Below are 16,820 nucleotides of genomic sequence, written 5' to 3'. Positions count from 1 at the left end.
CGGGACCATGACAGACAGCATCGCGACCGAATTCTGGACGCTTCATGACTGGCAGCAGGCCTATCGGGCGGGGGCCCGTCCGCAGGACCTGCTACCAGCCTTGCTGGCCCGCCTTTCCGGCGACGACCCGGCATGGATCAGCATGATCGGTCCGGCCGATCTGGAAGCACGCATCCGGGCGCTGGACCCGGCGGCCCCCCTTTACGGCGTCCCGTTCGCCGTGAAGGACAATATCGATGCCGCCGGCTTTTCCACCACCTGCGCCTGTCCCGATTTCGCCTATATTCCCGATACCAGCGCCGCCGCCGTCGCACGGCTGGAGGCGGCGGGGGCCGTCGTGATCGGCAAGACCAACCTGGACCAGTTCGCAACCGGTCTGGTGGGCACCCGTTCCCCCTATGGGGTGGTGGCGAACGCTTTCAGCGCTGCGCATGTCAGTGGCGGTTCCAGTTCCGGGTCGGCATCCGTCGTGGCCCGCGGGCTTGTGCCGTTCGCGCTGGGCACCGATACGGCGGGCTCGGGCCGCGTTCCGGCCGGGCACAACAATCTGGTCGGGTTGAAGCCGACGCGCGGGCTGGTCTCCACCCGCGGTCTGGTGCCGGCCTGTCGCACGCTGGATTGCATCACGGTGCTGGCGCTGTCGGTGGATGATGGGGATACGGTGCTGACCCATATGGCCGGCTATGACGCGGCCGACGCCTATTCGCGCCATGCACCGGCCGCCCCCCCTTCCTGGCCGCCGCGCCCCGTGCTGGGCATTCCCGCTGCACCACCCTGGTTCGGGGATGACGCGGCTGCTGCTGTCTATCAGGCAGCCCTGGGCCGCCTTGCGTCGCTGGGCGTCGTGCTGAAGCCGGTGGATTTCCAGCCTCTATGGGACGTTGCAGCACTGCTTTATGACGGGCCGTGGGTGGCGGAGCGCTATGCCGCCATCGAGGGGATGATGCGTGAAACGCCCGACGCGGTGCATCCCGTTGTCCGGTCGATCATTGCCAAGGCGCGCGACTTCTCCGCAGCGGACGGGTTCAAGGCGGAGTATCGCCGCATGGAACTGGCCCGCCGGGTGGAAGCGCTGATGGATGGGCTGGACGGGCTTCTGGTGCCCACGGCGCCGACATTGCCGACCATTGCCGCCGTGCTGGCCGATCCCGTGACGCTGAATGCGCGGCAGGGGATATATACCAATTTCGTCAACCTGCTGGACTGGTCGGCTATCGCGCTGCCGGCCGGGTTCCGGGCGGACGGGCTGCCGGCCGGTATCACCCTGGTGGCGCCCGCCTGGAACGAAGCGCGGCTGCTGGAGTTTGGCCGTCTGTGGCAGGCGGCCTGCCCGTGGCGCCGGGGCGCCTCGCAATTGCCGCTGCCGCAGGTCACGCGGGACGAGGATGCCGACCGGCATGGCCATGTGACGCTGGCGGTGGTCGGGGCGCACCTGTCGGGCATGCCGTTGAACGGACAATTGACGGAACGGGGGGCCGTGCTGCTGGAAAGCACGCTGACCTCCGCCGCCTATCGCCTTTACGCCCTGCCCGGCACCACGCCGCCCAAGCCTGGCTTGGTGCGCACGGGCGAGGGGATGCCCATCGCCGTGGAATTGTGGGACATGCCGGTCGCCCATTACCGGTCCTTCGTGGCGTTGATCCCACCGCCTTTGGGGATCGGCACCGTGGAACTGGTCGATGGACGCCGTGTCCAGGGCTTCCTGTGCGAGGCCTGGGCCACGCGCGACGCCGCCGACATCACGGGGCTGGGCGGCTGGCGCGCCTACATGCGCCTGCGCGCGCAGAACGCCACCTGATCGGGCCTTGCGGGGGAAAAGATGTTCAAGACCGTTCTGATCGCCAATCGCGGCGAAATCGCCGTCCGCATTGCAGCCACCTTGAAGCGCATGGGTATCCGGTCCGTCGCTGTCCATTCCGACGCCGATGCCGAAAGCCTGCATGTCGCTGTCGCCGACACGGCGGTATCCCTGGGTGGGCAGACGCCGGCCGAAAGCTATCTGTGCGGCGACCGCATCATCGAGATCGCACGGCAGACCGGGGCGGAAGCCATCATTCCCGGCTATGGCTTCCTGTCGGAGAATACCGGCTTCGCCGAGCAATGCGCCGCGGCCGGCATCGTTTTCATCGGCCCCACGCCCGACCAGATCCGGCGGTTCGGGCTGAAACATACTTCACGGGAAATCGCCCAGGCTGCCGGTGTGCCGCTGACACCCGGCACCGGCCTGCTGCGGGACATCGAGGAAGCCCGGACGGCGGCGGCGGCCATCGGCTATCCCGTCATGCTGAAAAGCACGGCGGGTGGCGGCGGCATCGGCCTGCAGCGTTGCGGGGACGCGGCGGAACTGGTCGCCGCCTTCGACAGTGTGAAGCGGCTGGGCCAGTCCTTCTTCAAGGATGGCGGGGTATTCATCGAACGGTTCGTGGCCGATGCCCGCCATGTGGAAGTGCAGATATTCGGTGACGGGAACGGCAATGTCGTGGCCCTGGGGGAGCGTGACTGTTCCGTCCAGCGCCGGAACCAGAAGGTGATCGAGGAGACACCGGCACCCGGCTTGCCGCCGGAGACCCGCCGCCGGCTTCTGGATGCTGCCGTGCGGCTGGGCCGGGCCGTGAACTATGTGTCGGCCGGGACCGTGGAATTCATCTATGACGGGGCGCGCGACGATTTCTATTTCCTGGAGGTGAATACGCGCCTGCAGGTCCAGCCCCGTGACCGAAGCGGTCACGGGGCTGGACCTGGTGGAATGGATGATCCGCATCGCGGCCGGGGAGCCGCCGGTCTTCCAGAACCTTCCAGAACCGCAGGGGGCGGCCATGGAAGTCCGGCTTTATGCGGAAAATCCCGTGCGCAATTTCGCCCCTTCGCCGGGCGTGCTGACGGAGGTGCATTTTCCCGAAGGGGTGCGTGTCGATGGCTGGGTCCGCACGGGTACGGAGGTTTCGGCCCATTACGACCCGATGATCGCCAAGATCATCGCCCATGGCGCCGACCGGGAACAGGCCCGGATCCGGCTGCTGGAGGCCCTGGATGCCACGCGCCTGCACGGCATTGCGACCAATCTGGATTACCTGCGCGGCATCCTGTCGGGCGCACCGTTCAGCGAGGGGCGGGTCTCGACCCGTTTCCTGGACGATTATCACCATGTCTCGCCCGTGGTGGAGGTGGTGGAAGCGGGAACATACACGACGGTCCAGGATTATCCGGGCCGACAGGGCTATTGGGATGTCGGCGTGCCGCCTTCCGGTCCCATGGATGATTATGCCTTCCGACTGGCCAACCGGATCGTGGGCAATGATCCGGGTGCCGCAGGGCTTGAATGCACCTTGCAGGGACCGATGCTGCGCTTCCACGGGGATACCGTGATCGCCCTGACGGGCGCGCCGGTCGGGGCCAGTCTGGATGATGGCGAGCCGCTGCCGCTCTGGCGCCCCATCGCTGTCAGGGCGGGGCAGGTATTGCGGCTGGGCCGCGCGGAAAGCGGCTGCCGCACCTATATCGCCATCCGCAACGGGCTGGACGTGCCCGATTATCTCGGGTCGAAATCGACCTTCGTGCTGGGCCAGTTCGGCGGGCATGCGGGCCGCACCCTGCGGGTGGGCGACGTGCTGCCCGTCAGCCGGCCGGGTGTGCCGGCCTGCACCACGCCGGCCCCGGTCCATGATCCGGCCCCGGCACCGGCCGCGTTGATCCCCCTTTATGGCCGGCACTGGGACATCGCGGTCCTGTATGGTCCCCATGGTGCGCCCGATTTCTTCCAGCCGGCAGCGATGGAAACCTTCTTCGGCAGCGATTACCGCGTCCATCACAATTCCAACCGCCTTGGGGTGCGGCTGGTGGGGCCGAAACCGGAATGGACGCGCAGCGATGGCGGGGAGGCGGGCCTGCACCCGTCCAACATCCATGATTGCGTCTATGCGATCGGCAGTATCAATTTCACTGGCGATACGCCGGTGATCCTGACCTGCGACGGGCCCAGCCTGGGCGGCTTCGTCTGCCCTGCCACCATCGCGAAGGCCGATTTGTGGAAAGTCGGCCAGGTGAAGCCCGGCGACACCATCCGCTTCCGTCCCATCAGCTTCGCCGATGCCCTGGCCCTGGAACAGGCGCAGGACGCGGCTATCGCGGCGCTGGCCCCTGTCACCCTGACGGAACCGCCGCGCATCCGGCCGGAAAGCTGCATCCTGGCCCGCCTGCCGGCCACGGATGCCAGGCCCATGGTCACCTATCGTCAGGCCGGGGACAAATATGTCCTGCTGGAATATGGGGAGAATGTGCTGGACCTGCGCCTTCGCCTGCGCATCCACCTGTTGATGGAGGCCGTGAAGGCCGCGGCCCTGCCCGGCATCGCCGAACTGTCGCCGGGTGTGCGCTCGGTTCAGATCCATTATGACAGCAGGATCATCGCACAGGAGATGCTTATTGAGAAACTGCTTGAACTGGAGGCCGGGCTGGGCGACGTGGAGGGGCTGAAGGTGCCCAGCCGCATCGTCCATCTGCCCCTGGCGTTCGAGGATGCGGCCACGCTGGGGGCTGTCACCCGGTATCGCGAAACGGTCAAGGCCGACGCACCGTGGCTGCCCAACAATGTCGATTTCATCCGGCGCATCAACGGGCTGGATAGCCGGGAACAGGTGCGCGACACGCTTTATGATGCCAGTTATATGGTGTTGGGCCTGGGGGATGTGTATCTGGGCGCACCCTGTGCTGTGCCGCTGGACCCGCGCCACCGCCTGTTGACCAGCAAGTACAACCCCGCCCGTACCTACACGGCGGAAGGCACGGTCGGCATCGGTGGCGTCTACATGTGCATCTATGGCATGGACAGTCCGGGTGGCTATCAGCTGGTCGGCCGCACCGTGCCCATCTGGAACCGGTTTCTGGCCAACCGTCAGTTCGGGGGCGAACCCTGGCTGCTGCGTTTCTTCGACCGGGTACGCTTCTATCCCGCGACGGAGGCGGAGCTTGACCGGTTCCGTACCGATTTCCGCGCCGGCCGGGTGCAGGTTCGGGTCGAGGAGGATGTGTTCGACCTCGCTGCGCACGAGGCGGCATGGGCGGCCCAGGCCCCGCAGATCGACGCCTTCCGTGCCCGCCAGCAGGCCGCATTCACGGCGGAGGTGGCACGCTGGCAGGCCGACGAGGGGCCGGCCGTGGAGGAGGACGCCGACGCCCCGCCCCCCGCCGACGATCGTGATGCCATTCAGGCCGATATTTCCGGCAATGTCTGGAAGGTGCTGGTCGAGGTGGGCCAGCAGGTGGAGGCTGGTCAACCGCTGGTGGTGCTGGAGGCGATGAAGATGGAATTCGCCGTCCATGCGCGTGGTCCGGGCCGCATCCGCGCTGTCCATTGTCGGGCCGGCCGCCCTGTGGTGGCCGGTGACGCCTTGCTGTCCGTTGCCGCTGAATGAGGGGGAAGGCGGGGGCAGGTCAGGGACCGCCCCCGCCCTTCTTCAGCGCTGCCGCCCGGACGATGCCTGACAGGACCCGGTGATAGGTGCCGCAGCGGCACAGGTTGGTGATCGTGTCACGGATATCCTGTTCCGTCGGGTCCGGATTGTCCCGCAGCAGGGCAGCGGCAGCCATGATCATGCCGGACTGGCAATAGCCGCATTGCGGGACGCTCAATTCCTGCCAGGCCTGCTGGACCGGATGCCGGCCGTCGGGGTCCAGCCCTTCAATGGTGACGACGGCGCCATCACCCACCGCTTCCACCGGCATTCCGCAGGAACGGGTGGCAATGCCGTCGATATGCACCGTACAGGCACCGCAGGCGCCGATGCCGCAGCCGAATTTTGTTCCCGTCAGGCCCAGCGCATCACGCAGGGCCCACAGCAGCGGCGTGTCGGGGCTGACATCCAGATCGTGCCGCTTTCCGTTGATCGTCAGGCTGATCGTGCCGGTCATCTCAAATCCTCCCCGTCAGGCCAGCCCGGCCCTTGCCAGCGGCAGTGATCGGACGCGGATGCCGGTAGCAGCGAAAATGGCGTTGGTGACGGCCGGGGCCACGGTGGGCAGGCCGGGTTCCCCGATGCCGCCCATGGCGACGCCCTCGCTTTCCAGGATATGCACCTCCATAGGTGGTGTTTCCGCCAGGGTCAGGATCGGCTGGTCGGTGAAGGAGGTCTGATCGACCTTGCCGTCGGTCACCGTGATTTCCCCATGGTAAAGGGCTGACAGGGCGAAGATGGCGGCCCCCTGCATCTGCGCTTCGATCGTGCCGGGGTCCACGGCAAGCCCGGGATCGACCGCGGCCACCAGCCTTTCGATCCGGGCCTTGCCCTCCGTCACATGCACCAGGGCGGCATGGGCCACCAGGGTGCCATAGGATTCCATGAACGCGATGCCCATGCCCTTTCCCGGCGGCAATGCCCGGCCCCAGCCGATGGCATCGGCCGCCTTGTCCAGCACGCGGACGCTGCGGGGATGGCTGGCCAGCATCTCCCGGCGGAACCGGTAGGGGTCCAGCCCCCCCGCATGCGCGATCTCGTCGATCAGGCTTTCGGCGAAGAAGCCGTTCTGGGAATGGCCGACGCCGCGCCACATGCCGATGGGGATGGGGGTCGGCTGGTCAACCCAATCCACCTTCAGGGCTGGCAGGCTGTACTGCATGTCGTTCAATCCGCCCACGGCGGCGAAATCGGCCCGCGGTGGTCCGGTCAGCGCCCGCTGCCAGGACATCAGCGACGGACCGACAGCCGTCAGGTGCATGCCCGTCAGCCGCCTTTGCGCGTCCAGGCTGATCCGGGCGCGCAGGCCCATGCCGGGACGGTAGAACCCGTGCTGCATGTCTTCTTCGCGTGTCCAGATCAGCTTCACAGGCCGCCCGACGGCGCGGGCGATCTCGGCAGCCTGCACCGCGAAATCCCGCGGCCAGCGCCGGCCGAAGCCGCCACCGAGGAAGGTACGGTGAACGGTGACCTGTTCGGCCGGCAGGTCCAGCAACTGCCCCACGACGCGGGCCACCACCAGCGGACCCTGGGTCGGTGCCCACAAGGTGGCCTTGCCGGCCTCCACATGCGCCACGCAGCTCATCGGCTCCATGGTCATATGGGCCAGGAAGGGCGCGTCATAGAAACAGTCCAGCCGCTGGACCGCCTGTGCCCAGGCCTCGTCCACATCCCCCTGTGCCAGCGCCTGGATGGCGTGGCCCGTCCGGGCAAGCTCCGGCCGGGCGGCGGCCAGGGCCGCTGTGCTGGCCGTGGCGTCGCGCCCGCCCTCGAATGTCACGTCCAGAGCATCATAGCCTTTCCGGGCGGCCCAGAAATTCTCCGCCACCACGGCGATGCCGGCCTCATACGGATAGGGCGTGTCCAGCACCTGCCCCCCGAACGGTACCACGGCGACAACCCCGGGAACCGCCAGGGCCGGTGCAGGGTCGTAGTGGCGAATACGCCCGCCGAAAACCGGGCTCATCCTGACGGTCGCAGTCAGCAAACCCGGCAGCTTCATATCACCGGCATATACGGCGCGGCCCGTCACCTTGTCGGCGGCATCCTTGGCCGGAATGGATTTGCCGATCAAGGTGAACTGGTCCCGCGGCTTCAGCGGCGGGTCGGCAGGGATGGGCAGGGACGATGCGGCCTGGACCAACAGGCCGATATTCAGGCGCCGTCCCGTAATGTCGTCGATGGCGTATCCGTTTTCGATCCGTACCCGGTCGGCGGTTGTCTTCCACTGTGCGGCGGCGGCCTGGCGAAGCATTTCCCGCGCCTGGGCTCCCAGTTTCCGCAGCAGCGGATAATAGCCGCGAACGCTGATCGACTGGCCCGTCGTCTGGCCCCTCGATGCAGGGTTGTTGAAGGCCGGGTTGCCATCGGAATTGACGATCGTCACCCGTGACCAGTCGCCGCCAAGCTCGTCGATCAGGATCTTGGGCAGGGAGGTGAAGATGCCCTGGCCCATTTCCGCGGCCGGGGTGGCGATGGTGATGGCGCCGTCCGGTGCAATATTCATCCAGGCGGCAAAAGGTGTGTCGGCATCGCCTGCACGCCCCACGGCCACCGCCGGACCCGCCCGGCCCAATGCCAGCCCCAACAGCAATCCACCAGCGCCGGCCAGCAGGATGCGACGGGACAGGGCCGGCGCGGTCGGTGACGCCTTGTCGTCTATTGTCACGCAACCTCCTTGCATCGAATTCGGCAATCTTGATTGTAAATAGCGACAAAGCACCTTACCTTTCCGGTCTGTCCACCTGTCGGGGACAGGGGAAGACAGAATGGAAGGCCCCGGCTTTCTGCCGTTTGCCAAGGGTAAGGCTTTGTCGGCGCGCGCTTTCTTAGATGTATCATATGTAATACAATATGCGCAAACCGCTTCACGCCGTTTCCATTTTTCCGGAAAAGGGGCTGGTGTGCCGTGGTCGGTCCGATGGCGATTGGGGATGTGAATTGGCCATGAACACGAAACAGCGAAAGGGCCGGCCGGCGGCCGGCGGGCGGGGTTCGCTGTCCAAGGATGTCAGCAGCCTGCCGGTCTATCACCAGCTTTACGTCGTGCTGCGCCAGCAGATCATCGATGGCGCCTACAGCGCGACAACGCCGCTGCCGACCGAGATGGCCCTGTCCGCGGAATTCAACCTGTCCCGCGTCACCGTGCGCCGTGCGCTGGAACTGCTGGAACGCGAGGGGCTGGTGGTGCGACGCCAGGGCGTCGGCACCTTTCCTGCCCCGCAGGAAGGGGGGGCTTCCAGCCCGCAGCGCCTGTCGGGCCTGATCGAGAACCTGATCACCATCGGGGTGGAAACAACGGCGCAGACGCTGGGTTTCGATGCCGATATCCTGTTGCCGCCGCATGCCTGCGCCGCGCTGAAACTGTCGGCGGGCAGCCGGGGTGTCTGGCTGGAGCGGCTGCGGTCGCACAAGGACAAGCCGGTGTCGGTGACAGGCGTCTATCTTCCTGCCGGCAGTGCATCGCTTTTGCAGGGCAAGACCCTGGATGACCAACCTGTCGTGCGGGTGCTGGAACAGGCCGGCATCATCCCGGTCAGTGCCGAACAGACAATCAGTGCCATTGCCGCCAACGACCATGTTGCCGAAAAGCTGGGGGTGGCCATCGGGTCGCCCGTGATCCGGCTGCGCCGTACCGTCTTCGACCGGGATGGCAAGCCTATCCTGCATCAGCAGAGCCTCTACAATCCCGACCGGTACGAATATTACATGCTGCTGACGCGGGACAACAGCACTGCACGACCGCAATGGCGTCATATCGGTTGATACGCCCTCACCCCTGTCCCATGCGCCGCAGGGGCAGGGGGTGGCGGGCCATGGTGACGGTCTTCTGCCGTGTGTAGAAGGCTTCGCAATCCATGCCGCCTTCCGCCCCGACGCCGGATTCCTTCCACCCGCCGAACGGCGCGCGCAATTCGCGCATCATGGGTGTGTTGATCCACACCACGCCGGACTGCAACTCTTCCTGCGCGCGCAGCGCCAGATAAAGGTCCTGCGTCCAGACATAGGACACCAGCCCGAAATCCGTGGCGTTGGCGATGCGGAAGGCATCATCGGCCGTGTCGAACAGCAGGATGGTGGCGAATGGGCCGAAGATTTCCTCCCGGCAGACGGTCGCGGCCGCATCATCGGTCATGGCCACGGTCGGTTCCAGGTAGAACCCCTTGTCGAATCCGGCATGGGGCTTGCCGCCGGCCAGGATCTGCATGCCTTCCCGCCGTGCCGTCTCGGCATAGGCCAGGATACGGTCGCGATGCGCGCGCGATGCGACCGGTCCCAGTTCGGTGCCGGCATCCAGCGGGCTGCCCACCCGCAGCCGGGCGACGCGGTCCAGGAAGGCGGGGATGAAGCGGTCGGCGATGGACCGCTGCACCAGGATGCGTGACCCGGCCAGGCATTGCTGGCCGTTATTGGTGAAGATGCCCAGCAGGGCACCATCCACCGCCTGGTCGAAATCGGCGCTGTCGAAGATGATATTGGCCGATTTGCCGCCCAACTCCATGGTGGAAGGCTTAAGCATCTGCCCGGCGGCCGACATGATGGCCCGGCCCGTGGCCGTGCCGCCGGTGAAGGATATGACGTTCACATCCCCGTGGCGTACCAGGGCATCCCCCGTCACGGCGCCCCGGCCACTGACAAGGTTCACCACCCCGTCGGGCAGGCCCGCGTCATGGATCAGTTCGACCAGCTTGTGAACGCCCAGCGGTGCCTGCTCGGACGGTTTGATAATGCAGCTATTGCCGAAGGCGATGGCGCCGGCGATCTTCATGGCTCCCAGCGCCACAGGCGCGTTCCAGGGCGCGATCAGGCCAGCGACCCCAACAGGCTGGCGGCGCACCAGGGTCATGTGGTCGGGCGCCTGGTCATAGACACGGCCGGCCGCCTGGCCGATATAGTCGGCGAAGAAGCGGAAATTGTGCCCGGCCCTGGCCACGTGCCGCACCTTGGACTGGCTCAGCGGAATGCCGGTATTGGCCGTTTCGATGGCGGCCAGTTCCGCCGCCCCGGCGTCGATCCGGTCGGCGATGCGGCGCAGCATCTCCTGCCGGGCTTCCACGGACTGGCGGGACCAGCGCCCGTCGTCGAAGGCCGCCCGTGCGGCCTCTGCGGCGCGGGCCACCAGGTCGGGGCCGGCTTCCGCCACATGGGTCAGTTCGGTCTCGTCGGCGGGATTGATGACGGGCAGGGCAGGACCGGCACCGATGACGGGCTTGCCGGCGATGAAGGCGCTGAAGCTGGCGGACATGGGGCGGCTACCCTTTCGCTTAACGGATCTGCGCCGACTTGCGCAGGGCCTCGATCATGGAGGAGCGCAGCAGATAGGCCCGCGCGCTTTCCGGATTGGCGATGATACGCAGCAGATCGTCCAGGATCACGCGCCGCTTGGCGGGATCGCGTTCCTGCATGCGCGACCGGTTGCGGTCGGCCTGGGCCAGCACCTCGGCCTCCGCGATGGGGCGGCGCTGGCGGGTATAGCGGTCCAGCAGATCCAGGGAGCCACCATGCCAGATTTCCGTCAGCGTACCGGCCAGGTTGAAGGCATCGTGCAGACCGCCATTCATCCCCATGCCGCCGCTGGGGCTGTTGATATGCGCGGCGTCGCCGGCCAGCACGACGCGGCCATTGCGGTAATCGCGGGTGATGCGCATATGGACGCGGTAGGCACGGGCCTCACCGATCTCATATTCCGCATCACGCGGCACGATCTCCTGCATCTTCCGGTCGATATTTTCCGGCAGAAGCGCTTCCTCGATCGGCATGCCGGGATCGGGGTAGAGGCTGCAGCGCCAGCGGTCGGGCAGGCGCAGCAGGCTGAATGTGCCGTCCTTCTTCCAGACATAATTGACGTTGGACAGGCCCGGCAGATGGTCTTCAAACCGGAAGCTGGTGGTCGCCAGGATGGTTGTCTCGGGATAGGTGACACCATCGAATTCCAGCCCGATCAGGCCCCTGACCACGCTGCGCGCGCCATCGGCGCCGACCAGGAACAGGCCGCGCAGCGTCTGCGCCCCCGCCGGTGTCTCGACCGTCGCGGTGACGCCGTCGCCATTCTGCGACAGATCGGTCAGCCGGGTGGAAAAGCGGATATCGACCAGCGGCTCGCCCCGCAGCCTTTCCGCCAGCAACTCGCACAGGCGCCATTGCTCACATTGCAGGCGATAGGGGTGGGCGGTGTCGTCCTTCAGCACAGACAGGTCAAATTCGGCCCGCTCGTGCGTGTCGTGCATGCGGATCTGCCAGGAGGGACAGATGCGGCCTTGCGCGATCAGGGGGCTTGCGAAACCATGTTCATCCAGCATGTCCAGCGTGGGCGGATGGAAGGTGGAGGCGCGAAGGTCCTGTGGCAGTTCGGCTTCCTGTTCCACGACAACGGAAGGGATGCCCTGGCGGGACAGGAGATAGGCCGTCATCAGGCCGACGGGCCCGGCACCGACGATAAGGATGCGCCGTTCGGATGCATGCATGGTGAAGGTCGCCGCTTGTTGTGCGCTGATTTGTATGCACTATAAGACAATATGAGGGGCTGGCAACCCCGGAAATGGGCTTATTGTATTATTTTGCGTACATCTCGCCGGCCGGTGTCCAGGCGTGGTCCAGGCGGGGGTGAATCCTCTCCATATTCTCTTAATAATCAAAAGATTAATGGTAGAGGCGCGAGTCCATGGAACGGGGCCGCCTAAAAAGCGCTTGTGCCTGCATTGTCTCCTAATGTACACATTAAGAGACAATATGGTGCCGTTTCGGCATCGATACCATTGCCGCGGGAGTGTCCCCATGTTGCGGCTTATGATCTGGGTCCGCGATTTCGCGTTCCTGCTGGTCGCCACCATGACGGTGTTGTTCTTTCTGGTCCGGCTTGCCGGTGACCCGGCCATCATGCTGGCCGGGCCCGATGCCAGTCCGGCCCAGTTGGACGCTGTACGCCAAGCCTATGGTTTCGATCGCAGCCTGATCGAGCAATATCTGATCTTCGTCTCCCATATGGTGCGCCTGGATTTCGGCAATTCGCTGGTCGATGGGGCGCCGGCGCTGGACAAGGTGCTTGCCACCTTCCCGGCCAGCCTGTTTCTGGCCGTGATGGCCATGGCACTGAACCTTGCCGTCTCCATCCCCGTTGGCGCGTGGCTGGGGCAGGAACGGGGCGGGGCCGGGCGCCGGCTGGCGCGCGGCTTCATTTCGGTGATGCAGGGCTTTCCCGGTTTCGTGCTGGCACTGCTGCTGGTCAACCTGTTCGCCGTGGGGCTGGAATGGTTGCCCGCCGTTGGTTATGCGGGGCCGGCAAGCTGGGTTCTGCCCGTGGTTTCCGTCACATCCTTCCTGGCGCCCAAGCTGATCCGCGTGGTGGAGGCGAATACTGCTGCTGCCTATCGGTCGCATTATGTACGCACCGCTGTTGCCATCGGGACAGGGCCGCGCACCATCCTGTGGCGGCATGTAATGCCGAATGCGCTGCTCGGCGCCACGGCTGTCGTGGGGGCGGAATTTGCCTTCATGGTCACGGGGCTGGTGGTGATCGAGACGATCTTCGCCTGGCCCGGTATCGGCTGGCTGCTGGTGCGCTCCACCCTCAATCTGGATTTTCCCGTCGTGCAGGCGATTGTCTTCATCATCGTCATCGCCGTTTTCCTGACCAATCTGGCGACGGAGGCGGTGCAGATGCGCCTTGACCCCCGCTTGCGCGGCCCCGGTGCGGCGGGGGGTGCCAATGGTTGAGCGTCTTTTCGCCTCCGGCCGGTCCTGGCTGTTCCTGGGTGTGCTGGGCCTTTGCCTTCTGGCGCTGGTGGCCGGGCCGGTGCTGGTGGCTCATGATCCCGCCCTGATCGACCTGTCCAAACGCTTTGCCGCCCCCTTCACGGACGGGCATTGGCTGGGTTGCGACCAATTGGGGCGGGACATCGCGGCCCGGCTGCTGGCGGGGCTTTACCGGTCGCTGGGAACCGCCCTGGTGGCCACGGCCATCGCCTTTTGCATCGGTACGGCATTGGGCCTGCTGGCGGCGCGCAGCACCTCCCTGCTGGGCGCCTTCATGCGGCAATTGACCAGTTTCACCCAATCCTTTCCCGTCTTTGTCCTGGCGGTCAGTGTGATCGCCATTGTCGGGTCCAACGGTTTCTGGGCTGTGGTGCTGACGCTGGGGCTGGCCACCTGGCCCGTCTTCGCCCGCGTCGCCTATGCGGAGGGCAGCAGCCTGTTGAAGCGTGAATATGTCCTGGCGGCAGAGATGATGCAGATGGGTACGGCACGGCTACTGCTGCGCCATGTGCTGCCGGGGCTGATCCCCAGCCTGTCGGTGCTGGTCGTGTTCCATTTCGCCGACATGATCATTGCGGAAAGCGCCTTGTCCTTCCTGGGCATCGGTGCGCCCCTGGGCGCGCCAAGCTGGGGCGGCATGCTGAATGAGAGCCGGGCCTATATGCTGGTCGCCCCCTGGATGTTGCTGGCCCCCGCCGGCGCCATCATCCTTCTGGTGGTCAGCGCCCATCTGTTCGGCCAGAAATTGCGGGATGCCACGGCATGAACGGGCCTGTGAACGACACCCCCATCCTGGCCATCCGGGATTTGCAGATCGATGCCGTACCGGCCGGCGGCCCGCCGCGCCGGTTGGTGGATGGCGTGTCCCTGTCCGTGGCGGCGGGGGAGGTGCTGGGCATTGTCGGCCAGTCCGGGTCGGGCAAATCGCTCTCCGCTTTCGCCGTGGCGCGGTTGCTGCCGGATGGGGTGCGGCTGGCCGCTGGATCGGTGCATCTGGGCGGCCAGCGGATTGACGATCTGGATGAAGGGCGGATGCGGGCCTTGCGCGGCGGGCGCATCGGCTTCGTGTTCCAGGACCCGCTTTCCTCCTTCAACCCGGTGCGGACCATCGGGTCCATCCTGATTGAATCCATCCGCCGGCATCAGCGCCTGGATGCGAAATCCGCCCGTGCCCTGGCGGTGGAGATGCTGACCCGGATGCGGTTGCCGGGGAAGGATGCCTGCGTGGATGCCTATCCGCACCAGCTTTCCGGCGGGCAGCGGCAACGGGCCATGATCGCCCTGGCGCTGGCCAACGGTCCCGACCTTTTGATCGCGGATGAGCCGACAACGGCACTGGACCCGACCATCCAGTTGCAGATCCTGGCCCTGCTGAAGCAGCAGACGGCTGGTCGCGCCAGCATCCTGATCACCCATGATTTCAGTGTGGCGGCGGCCATCTGCAACCAGATCGCCGTGATGCATCAGGGCCGGCTGGTGGAAAGTGGGCCGGCGGCACAGGTGCTGACCGATCCACAGCATGATTATACACGCAGCCTGCTGCGCCATGCCCGGTTGGCACCGGCCGCGACGGGAGAGGCATGATGACGGCACCCCTGCTGACCATCGAAGGGCTGGGCGTGCGCTATGGCACGGGCGCCCAGGCCAAACAGGCTTTGTCCGATTGCAGCCTGGACCTGCGCGCCGGTGAAATCCTGGCCGTGGTCGGGGAGTCCGGTTCGGGTAAATCGACCCTGGCCCGCGCCGTGGCCGGGATCGCCCCCGTCAGCCAGGGCCGTATCTGCCTGGATGGGCAGGATCTGGCCGGCCTGAAGGGGGAGGTGCGGCGCCGGGCGCGCCGGTCGATCCAGATGGTGTTCCAGGATCCCGATGCCAGCCTGAACCCGCGCCACACCATCCGCGCCATCCTGTCCGAACCGCTGGAGGTGATCGGCTATGGCGACCGGGCGGCCCGCGCTGCCCGGATCGAGGCGCTGATGGCGCTGGTGCATCTGGACAGCGCCTTGCTGGACCGGCGGCCCTCCGGCCTGTCGGGCGGGCAGAAGCAGCGGATTGCGATTGCCCGCGCCCTGGCGATGGAACCCCGCCTGTTGATCGCGGACGAGGCGCTGTCGGCGCTGGATGTCACCACCCAGGCGGCTGTGGCGTCCCTGTTCATCGAACTGCGCGACCGGCTGGGCTTGGCCATCCTGTTCATTTCCCACGACATGGCCATGGTCCGGCATCTGGCGGATCATGTCTGCGTCATCCGGTCGGGCCGCATCGTGGAAGCAGGTGCGGTTGACATCGTCATGGCACGGCCGACCCACCCCTATACCAACCTGCTGCTGGCGGCATCGCTGGACCCCAAGGGGGCGCTGGCCGATCCGGACCTGATGACGGCGCTGACCGCGGCGGGGGAAATTGATGAGGACCATCTGGGCCGCCTGCTGGCCGCGCACCGCGCCGGACAGCAGGGTGGCCTTCAAGGAGAGTGACATGATCACCGCACCGCACGCGATGTTGCCCGATCTGACCGCCGAGGATCGCAGCCGGCAGAGCGCCATCGTGGCGCTGCGCCGCTTCCTGAACGCCCAGGTGCGTCCCCGCAATATCAGCCATTATGAAAAGCAGGGCGTGCCGGCTTTCAGCGCCGCCCATGGTCACGCCCCGCAATCGCATGAAGAGGTGGCGGATGCCTTCCGCCTCAGTTCCGGTTACCGGACCTGGAGCGCGATGAACCGGGCAGCACAGGAATTGCTGTGGCAGACGGCAGGGGAACCGATCCTGCGCCATGATGAGACCCTGCGCGAGACATACCGGCGGCTGACGGCGGAGCGGCTGGAGACGGTCGGCGGCGGCCTGTCGCTGGACCCCGACCTGTCCGGCATCGGTCTGGTGGCCGATATCGACATCCATCTCCAGCCCGGCGGTTATACGCTGGACCGGGGGGAGGCGGATGTGGTGGCCGGCGCGTTGTATGAAATGGGTGGGCGCGTCTTTTCCGTCGGGCAGGGGATCGGGGCCGGGGACAGCAAGGCTGGCGCCGTCATCGCCTTTCTGGCGGAACGGTTCCCCGACCTGAAGCCGCGCCGCATCCTGGATATCGGCTGTTCCGCCGGGGCGGCGGCCTGTGAATATGCGCTGCATTTCCCCGAAGCAGACGTGCATGCCGTGGATATCGGCGCCGGCATGCTGCGCTATGCCCATGCCCGCGCCCTGGCGCTGGGGGCGCGTGTCTTCTTCCATCAGATGGATACGGCGCGGCTGGGCTTTGCCGATGGCGAATTCGATCTCGTCGTGTCCCACAATGTCATGCATGAGATCGATAATGATGTCCGCCGCGCCATGATGCGGGAAAGCCGGCGCCTGCTGGCGGCCGGGGGCGTCGCCCTGCACCAGGATGTGCCCTACCGCTTCCAGGATCTGGACGTGCCGCATCAGGTTGAAAAATCCTGGGATGTGGAATTCAACAATGAACCATTCTGGGTGAAATACGCCACGGCTGACGTGACGGGCGATATGGTGGCAGCCGGCTTCGATGCCGCCACCGTGCGGGAGGAACGCATCCCCAAACTGCGCGGACCCGGCGCCTGGTATGTCGCTTACGGACAGCAGACCGGCGGGGCGCGGGGATGA

At 66.1% G+C, this 16,820-nt stretch carries 12 protein-coding genes and 1 pseudogene; 9 read left to right on the top strand and 4 right to left on the bottom strand.

The annotated features are described in order from the left end of the window. The first annotated feature begins 7 nt into the window (after nt 1-7). The 3 genes and pseudogenes from atzF (at nt 8) to uca (ending at nt 5,411) form a co-directional block, all read left to right on the top strand. On the top strand, nt 8-1,798 hold the full coding sequence (atzF, locus tag ACM9LZ_RS03340) for an allophanate hydrolase (protein WP_416617920.1): 1,791 nt from the start codon (nt 8-10) through the stop codon (nt 1,796-1,798). Nucleotides 1,799-1,819: 21 nt separating this feature from the next. Further along, nucleotides 1,820-2,714 (top strand): annotated as a pseudogene (locus ACM9LZ_RS03335) (ATP-binding protein); the annotation flags it as partial. Between the two features lie 36 nt (nt 2,715-2,750). Beyond that, nucleotides 2,751-5,411 (top strand): urea carboxylase, encoded by a 2,661-nt coding sequence (gene uca, locus ACM9LZ_RS03330; RefSeq protein WP_416617951.1) that lies wholly within the window; start codon nt 2,751-2,753, stop codon nt 5,409-5,411. 19 nt (nt 5,412-5,430) lie between these two features. Here uca and ACM9LZ_RS03325 read toward each other — a convergent pair whose 3' ends face one another. Then, the gene (locus tag ACM9LZ_RS03325; protein ID WP_416617919.1) at nt 5,431-5,907 is read right to left on the bottom strand and encodes a (2Fe-2S)-binding protein; all 477 of its coding nucleotides are present in this window, start codon (nt 5,905-5,907) and stop codon (nt 5,431-5,433) included. A 15-nt stretch (nt 5,908-5,922) separates the two neighbouring features. Next, nucleotides 5,923-8,118 carry a xanthine dehydrogenase family protein molybdopterin-binding subunit gene (locus ACM9LZ_RS03320; RefSeq protein WP_416617918.1) on the bottom strand — a complete coding sequence of 732 codons (2,196 nt, stop codon included), beginning with the start codon at nt 8,116-8,118 and terminating at the stop codon, nt 5,923-5,925. Nucleotides 8,119-8,396: 278 nt separating this feature from the next. Between ACM9LZ_RS03320 and ACM9LZ_RS03315 the strand changes: the two genes are divergently transcribed. Next, nucleotides 8,397-9,215: a GntR family transcriptional regulator gene (locus ACM9LZ_RS03315; RefSeq protein ID WP_416617917.1), complete on the top strand. Its 819-nt coding sequence runs from the start codon at nt 8,397-8,399 to the stop codon at nt 9,213-9,215. A 7-nt stretch (nt 9,216-9,222) separates the two neighbouring features. Here the strand turns inward: ACM9LZ_RS03315 and ACM9LZ_RS03310 are convergent, their stop codons facing one another. Both ACM9LZ_RS03310 and ACM9LZ_RS03305 read right to left on the bottom strand, forming a co-directional pair. Beyond that, complete coding sequence (locus ACM9LZ_RS03310) at nt 9,223-10,695, bottom strand: aldehyde dehydrogenase (RefSeq protein WP_416617916.1); 1,473 nt, start codon at nt 10,693-10,695, stop codon at nt 9,223-9,225. Between the two features lie 19 nt (nt 10,696-10,714). Beyond that, nucleotides 10,715-11,914 carry an FAD-dependent oxidoreductase gene (locus tag ACM9LZ_RS03305; protein WP_416617915.1) on the bottom strand — a complete coding sequence of 400 codons (1,200 nt, stop codon included), beginning with the start codon at nt 11,912-11,914 and terminating at the stop codon, nt 10,715-10,717. Nucleotides 11,915-12,224: 310 nt separating this feature from the next. Between ACM9LZ_RS03305 and ACM9LZ_RS03300 the strand changes: the two genes are divergently transcribed. The 5 genes from ACM9LZ_RS03300 to ACM9LZ_RS03280 are packed head-to-tail and all read left to right on the top strand — an operon-like array spanning nt 12,225 to nt 16,820. Continuing rightward, complete coding sequence (locus tag ACM9LZ_RS03300) at nt 12,225-13,163, top strand: ABC transporter permease (RefSeq protein ID WP_416617914.1); 939 nt, start codon at nt 12,225-12,227, stop codon at nt 13,161-13,163. Further along, complete coding sequence (locus ACM9LZ_RS03295) at nt 13,156-13,968, top strand: ABC transporter permease (protein ID WP_416617913.1); 813 nt, start codon at nt 13,156-13,158, stop codon at nt 13,966-13,968. Before ACM9LZ_RS03300 ends, ACM9LZ_RS03295 begins: the two co-directional genes overlap by 8 nt. Next, nucleotides 13,965-14,786 (top strand): ATP-binding cassette domain-containing protein, encoded by an 822-nt coding sequence (locus ACM9LZ_RS03290; RefSeq protein ID WP_416617912.1) that lies wholly within the window; start codon nt 13,965-13,967, stop codon nt 14,784-14,786. The genes ACM9LZ_RS03295 and ACM9LZ_RS03290 overlap by 4 nt, the downstream gene beginning before the upstream one ends. Beyond that, nucleotides 14,783-15,679: an ABC transporter ATP-binding protein gene (locus tag ACM9LZ_RS03285; RefSeq protein ID WP_416617911.1), complete on the top strand. Its 897-nt coding sequence runs from the start codon at nt 14,783-14,785 to the stop codon at nt 15,677-15,679. Before ACM9LZ_RS03290 ends, ACM9LZ_RS03285 begins: the two co-directional genes overlap by 4 nt. Next, nucleotides 15,609-16,820 (top strand): class I SAM-dependent methyltransferase, encoded by a 1,212-nt coding sequence (locus ACM9LZ_RS03280; protein ID WP_416617910.1) that lies wholly within the window; start codon nt 15,609-15,611, stop codon nt 16,818-16,820. The genes ACM9LZ_RS03285 and ACM9LZ_RS03280 overlap by 71 nt, the downstream gene beginning before the upstream one ends.

It is taken from the genome of Niveispirillum fermenti (assembly GCF_048066175.1).
In the GTDB taxonomy this organism is placed as follows: Bacteria; Pseudomonadota; Alphaproteobacteria; order Azospirillales; family Azospirillaceae; genus Niveispirillum; species Niveispirillum fermenti.
Note: the sequence above shows the minus strand (reverse complement) of the source record. Positions and strands in the feature narration are given on the sequence as shown.

Excerpts from the sequence above, each read along its gene's own strand:
- ACM9LZ_RS03300 (WP_416617914.1), top strand. The coding sequence starts at position 12,225 with ATGTTGCGGCTTATGATCTGGGTCCGCGATTTCGCGTTCCTGCTGGTC.
- ACM9LZ_RS03325 (WP_416617919.1), bottom strand. The coding sequence starts at position 5,907 with ATGACCGGCACGATCAGCCTGACGATCAACGGAAAGCGGCACGATCTG.
- ACM9LZ_RS03310 (WP_416617916.1), bottom strand. The coding sequence starts at position 10,695 with ATGTCCGCCAGCTTCAGCGCCTTCATCGCCGGCAAGCCCGTCATCGGT.
- ACM9LZ_RS03290 (WP_416617912.1), top strand. The coding sequence starts at position 13,965 with ATGAACGGGCCTGTGAACGACACCCCCATCCTGGCCATCCGGGATTTG.
- ACM9LZ_RS03315 (WP_416617917.1), top strand. The coding sequence starts at position 8,397 with ATGAACACGAAACAGCGAAAGGGCCGGCCGGCGGCCGGCGGGCGGGGT.
- ACM9LZ_RS03295 (WP_416617913.1), top strand. The coding sequence starts at position 13,156 with ATGGTTGAGCGTCTTTTCGCCTCCGGCCGGTCCTGGCTGTTCCTGGGT.
- ACM9LZ_RS03305 (WP_416617915.1), bottom strand. The coding sequence starts at position 11,914 with ATGCATGCATCCGAACGGCGCATCCTTATCGTCGGTGCCGGGCCCGTC.
- uca (WP_416617951.1), top strand. The coding sequence starts at position 2,751 with ATGATCCGCATCGCGGCCGGGGAGCCGCCGGTCTTCCAGAACCTTCCA.
- atzF (WP_416617920.1), top strand. The coding sequence starts at position 8 with ATGACAGACAGCATCGCGACCGAATTCTGGACGCTTCATGACTGGCAG.
- ACM9LZ_RS03280 (WP_416617910.1), top strand. The coding sequence starts at position 15,609 with ATGAGGACCATCTGGGCCGCCTGCTGGCCGCGCACCGCGCCGGACAGC.
- ACM9LZ_RS03285 (WP_416617911.1), top strand. The coding sequence starts at position 14,783 with ATGATGACGGCACCCCTGCTGACCATCGAAGGGCTGGGCGTGCGCTAT.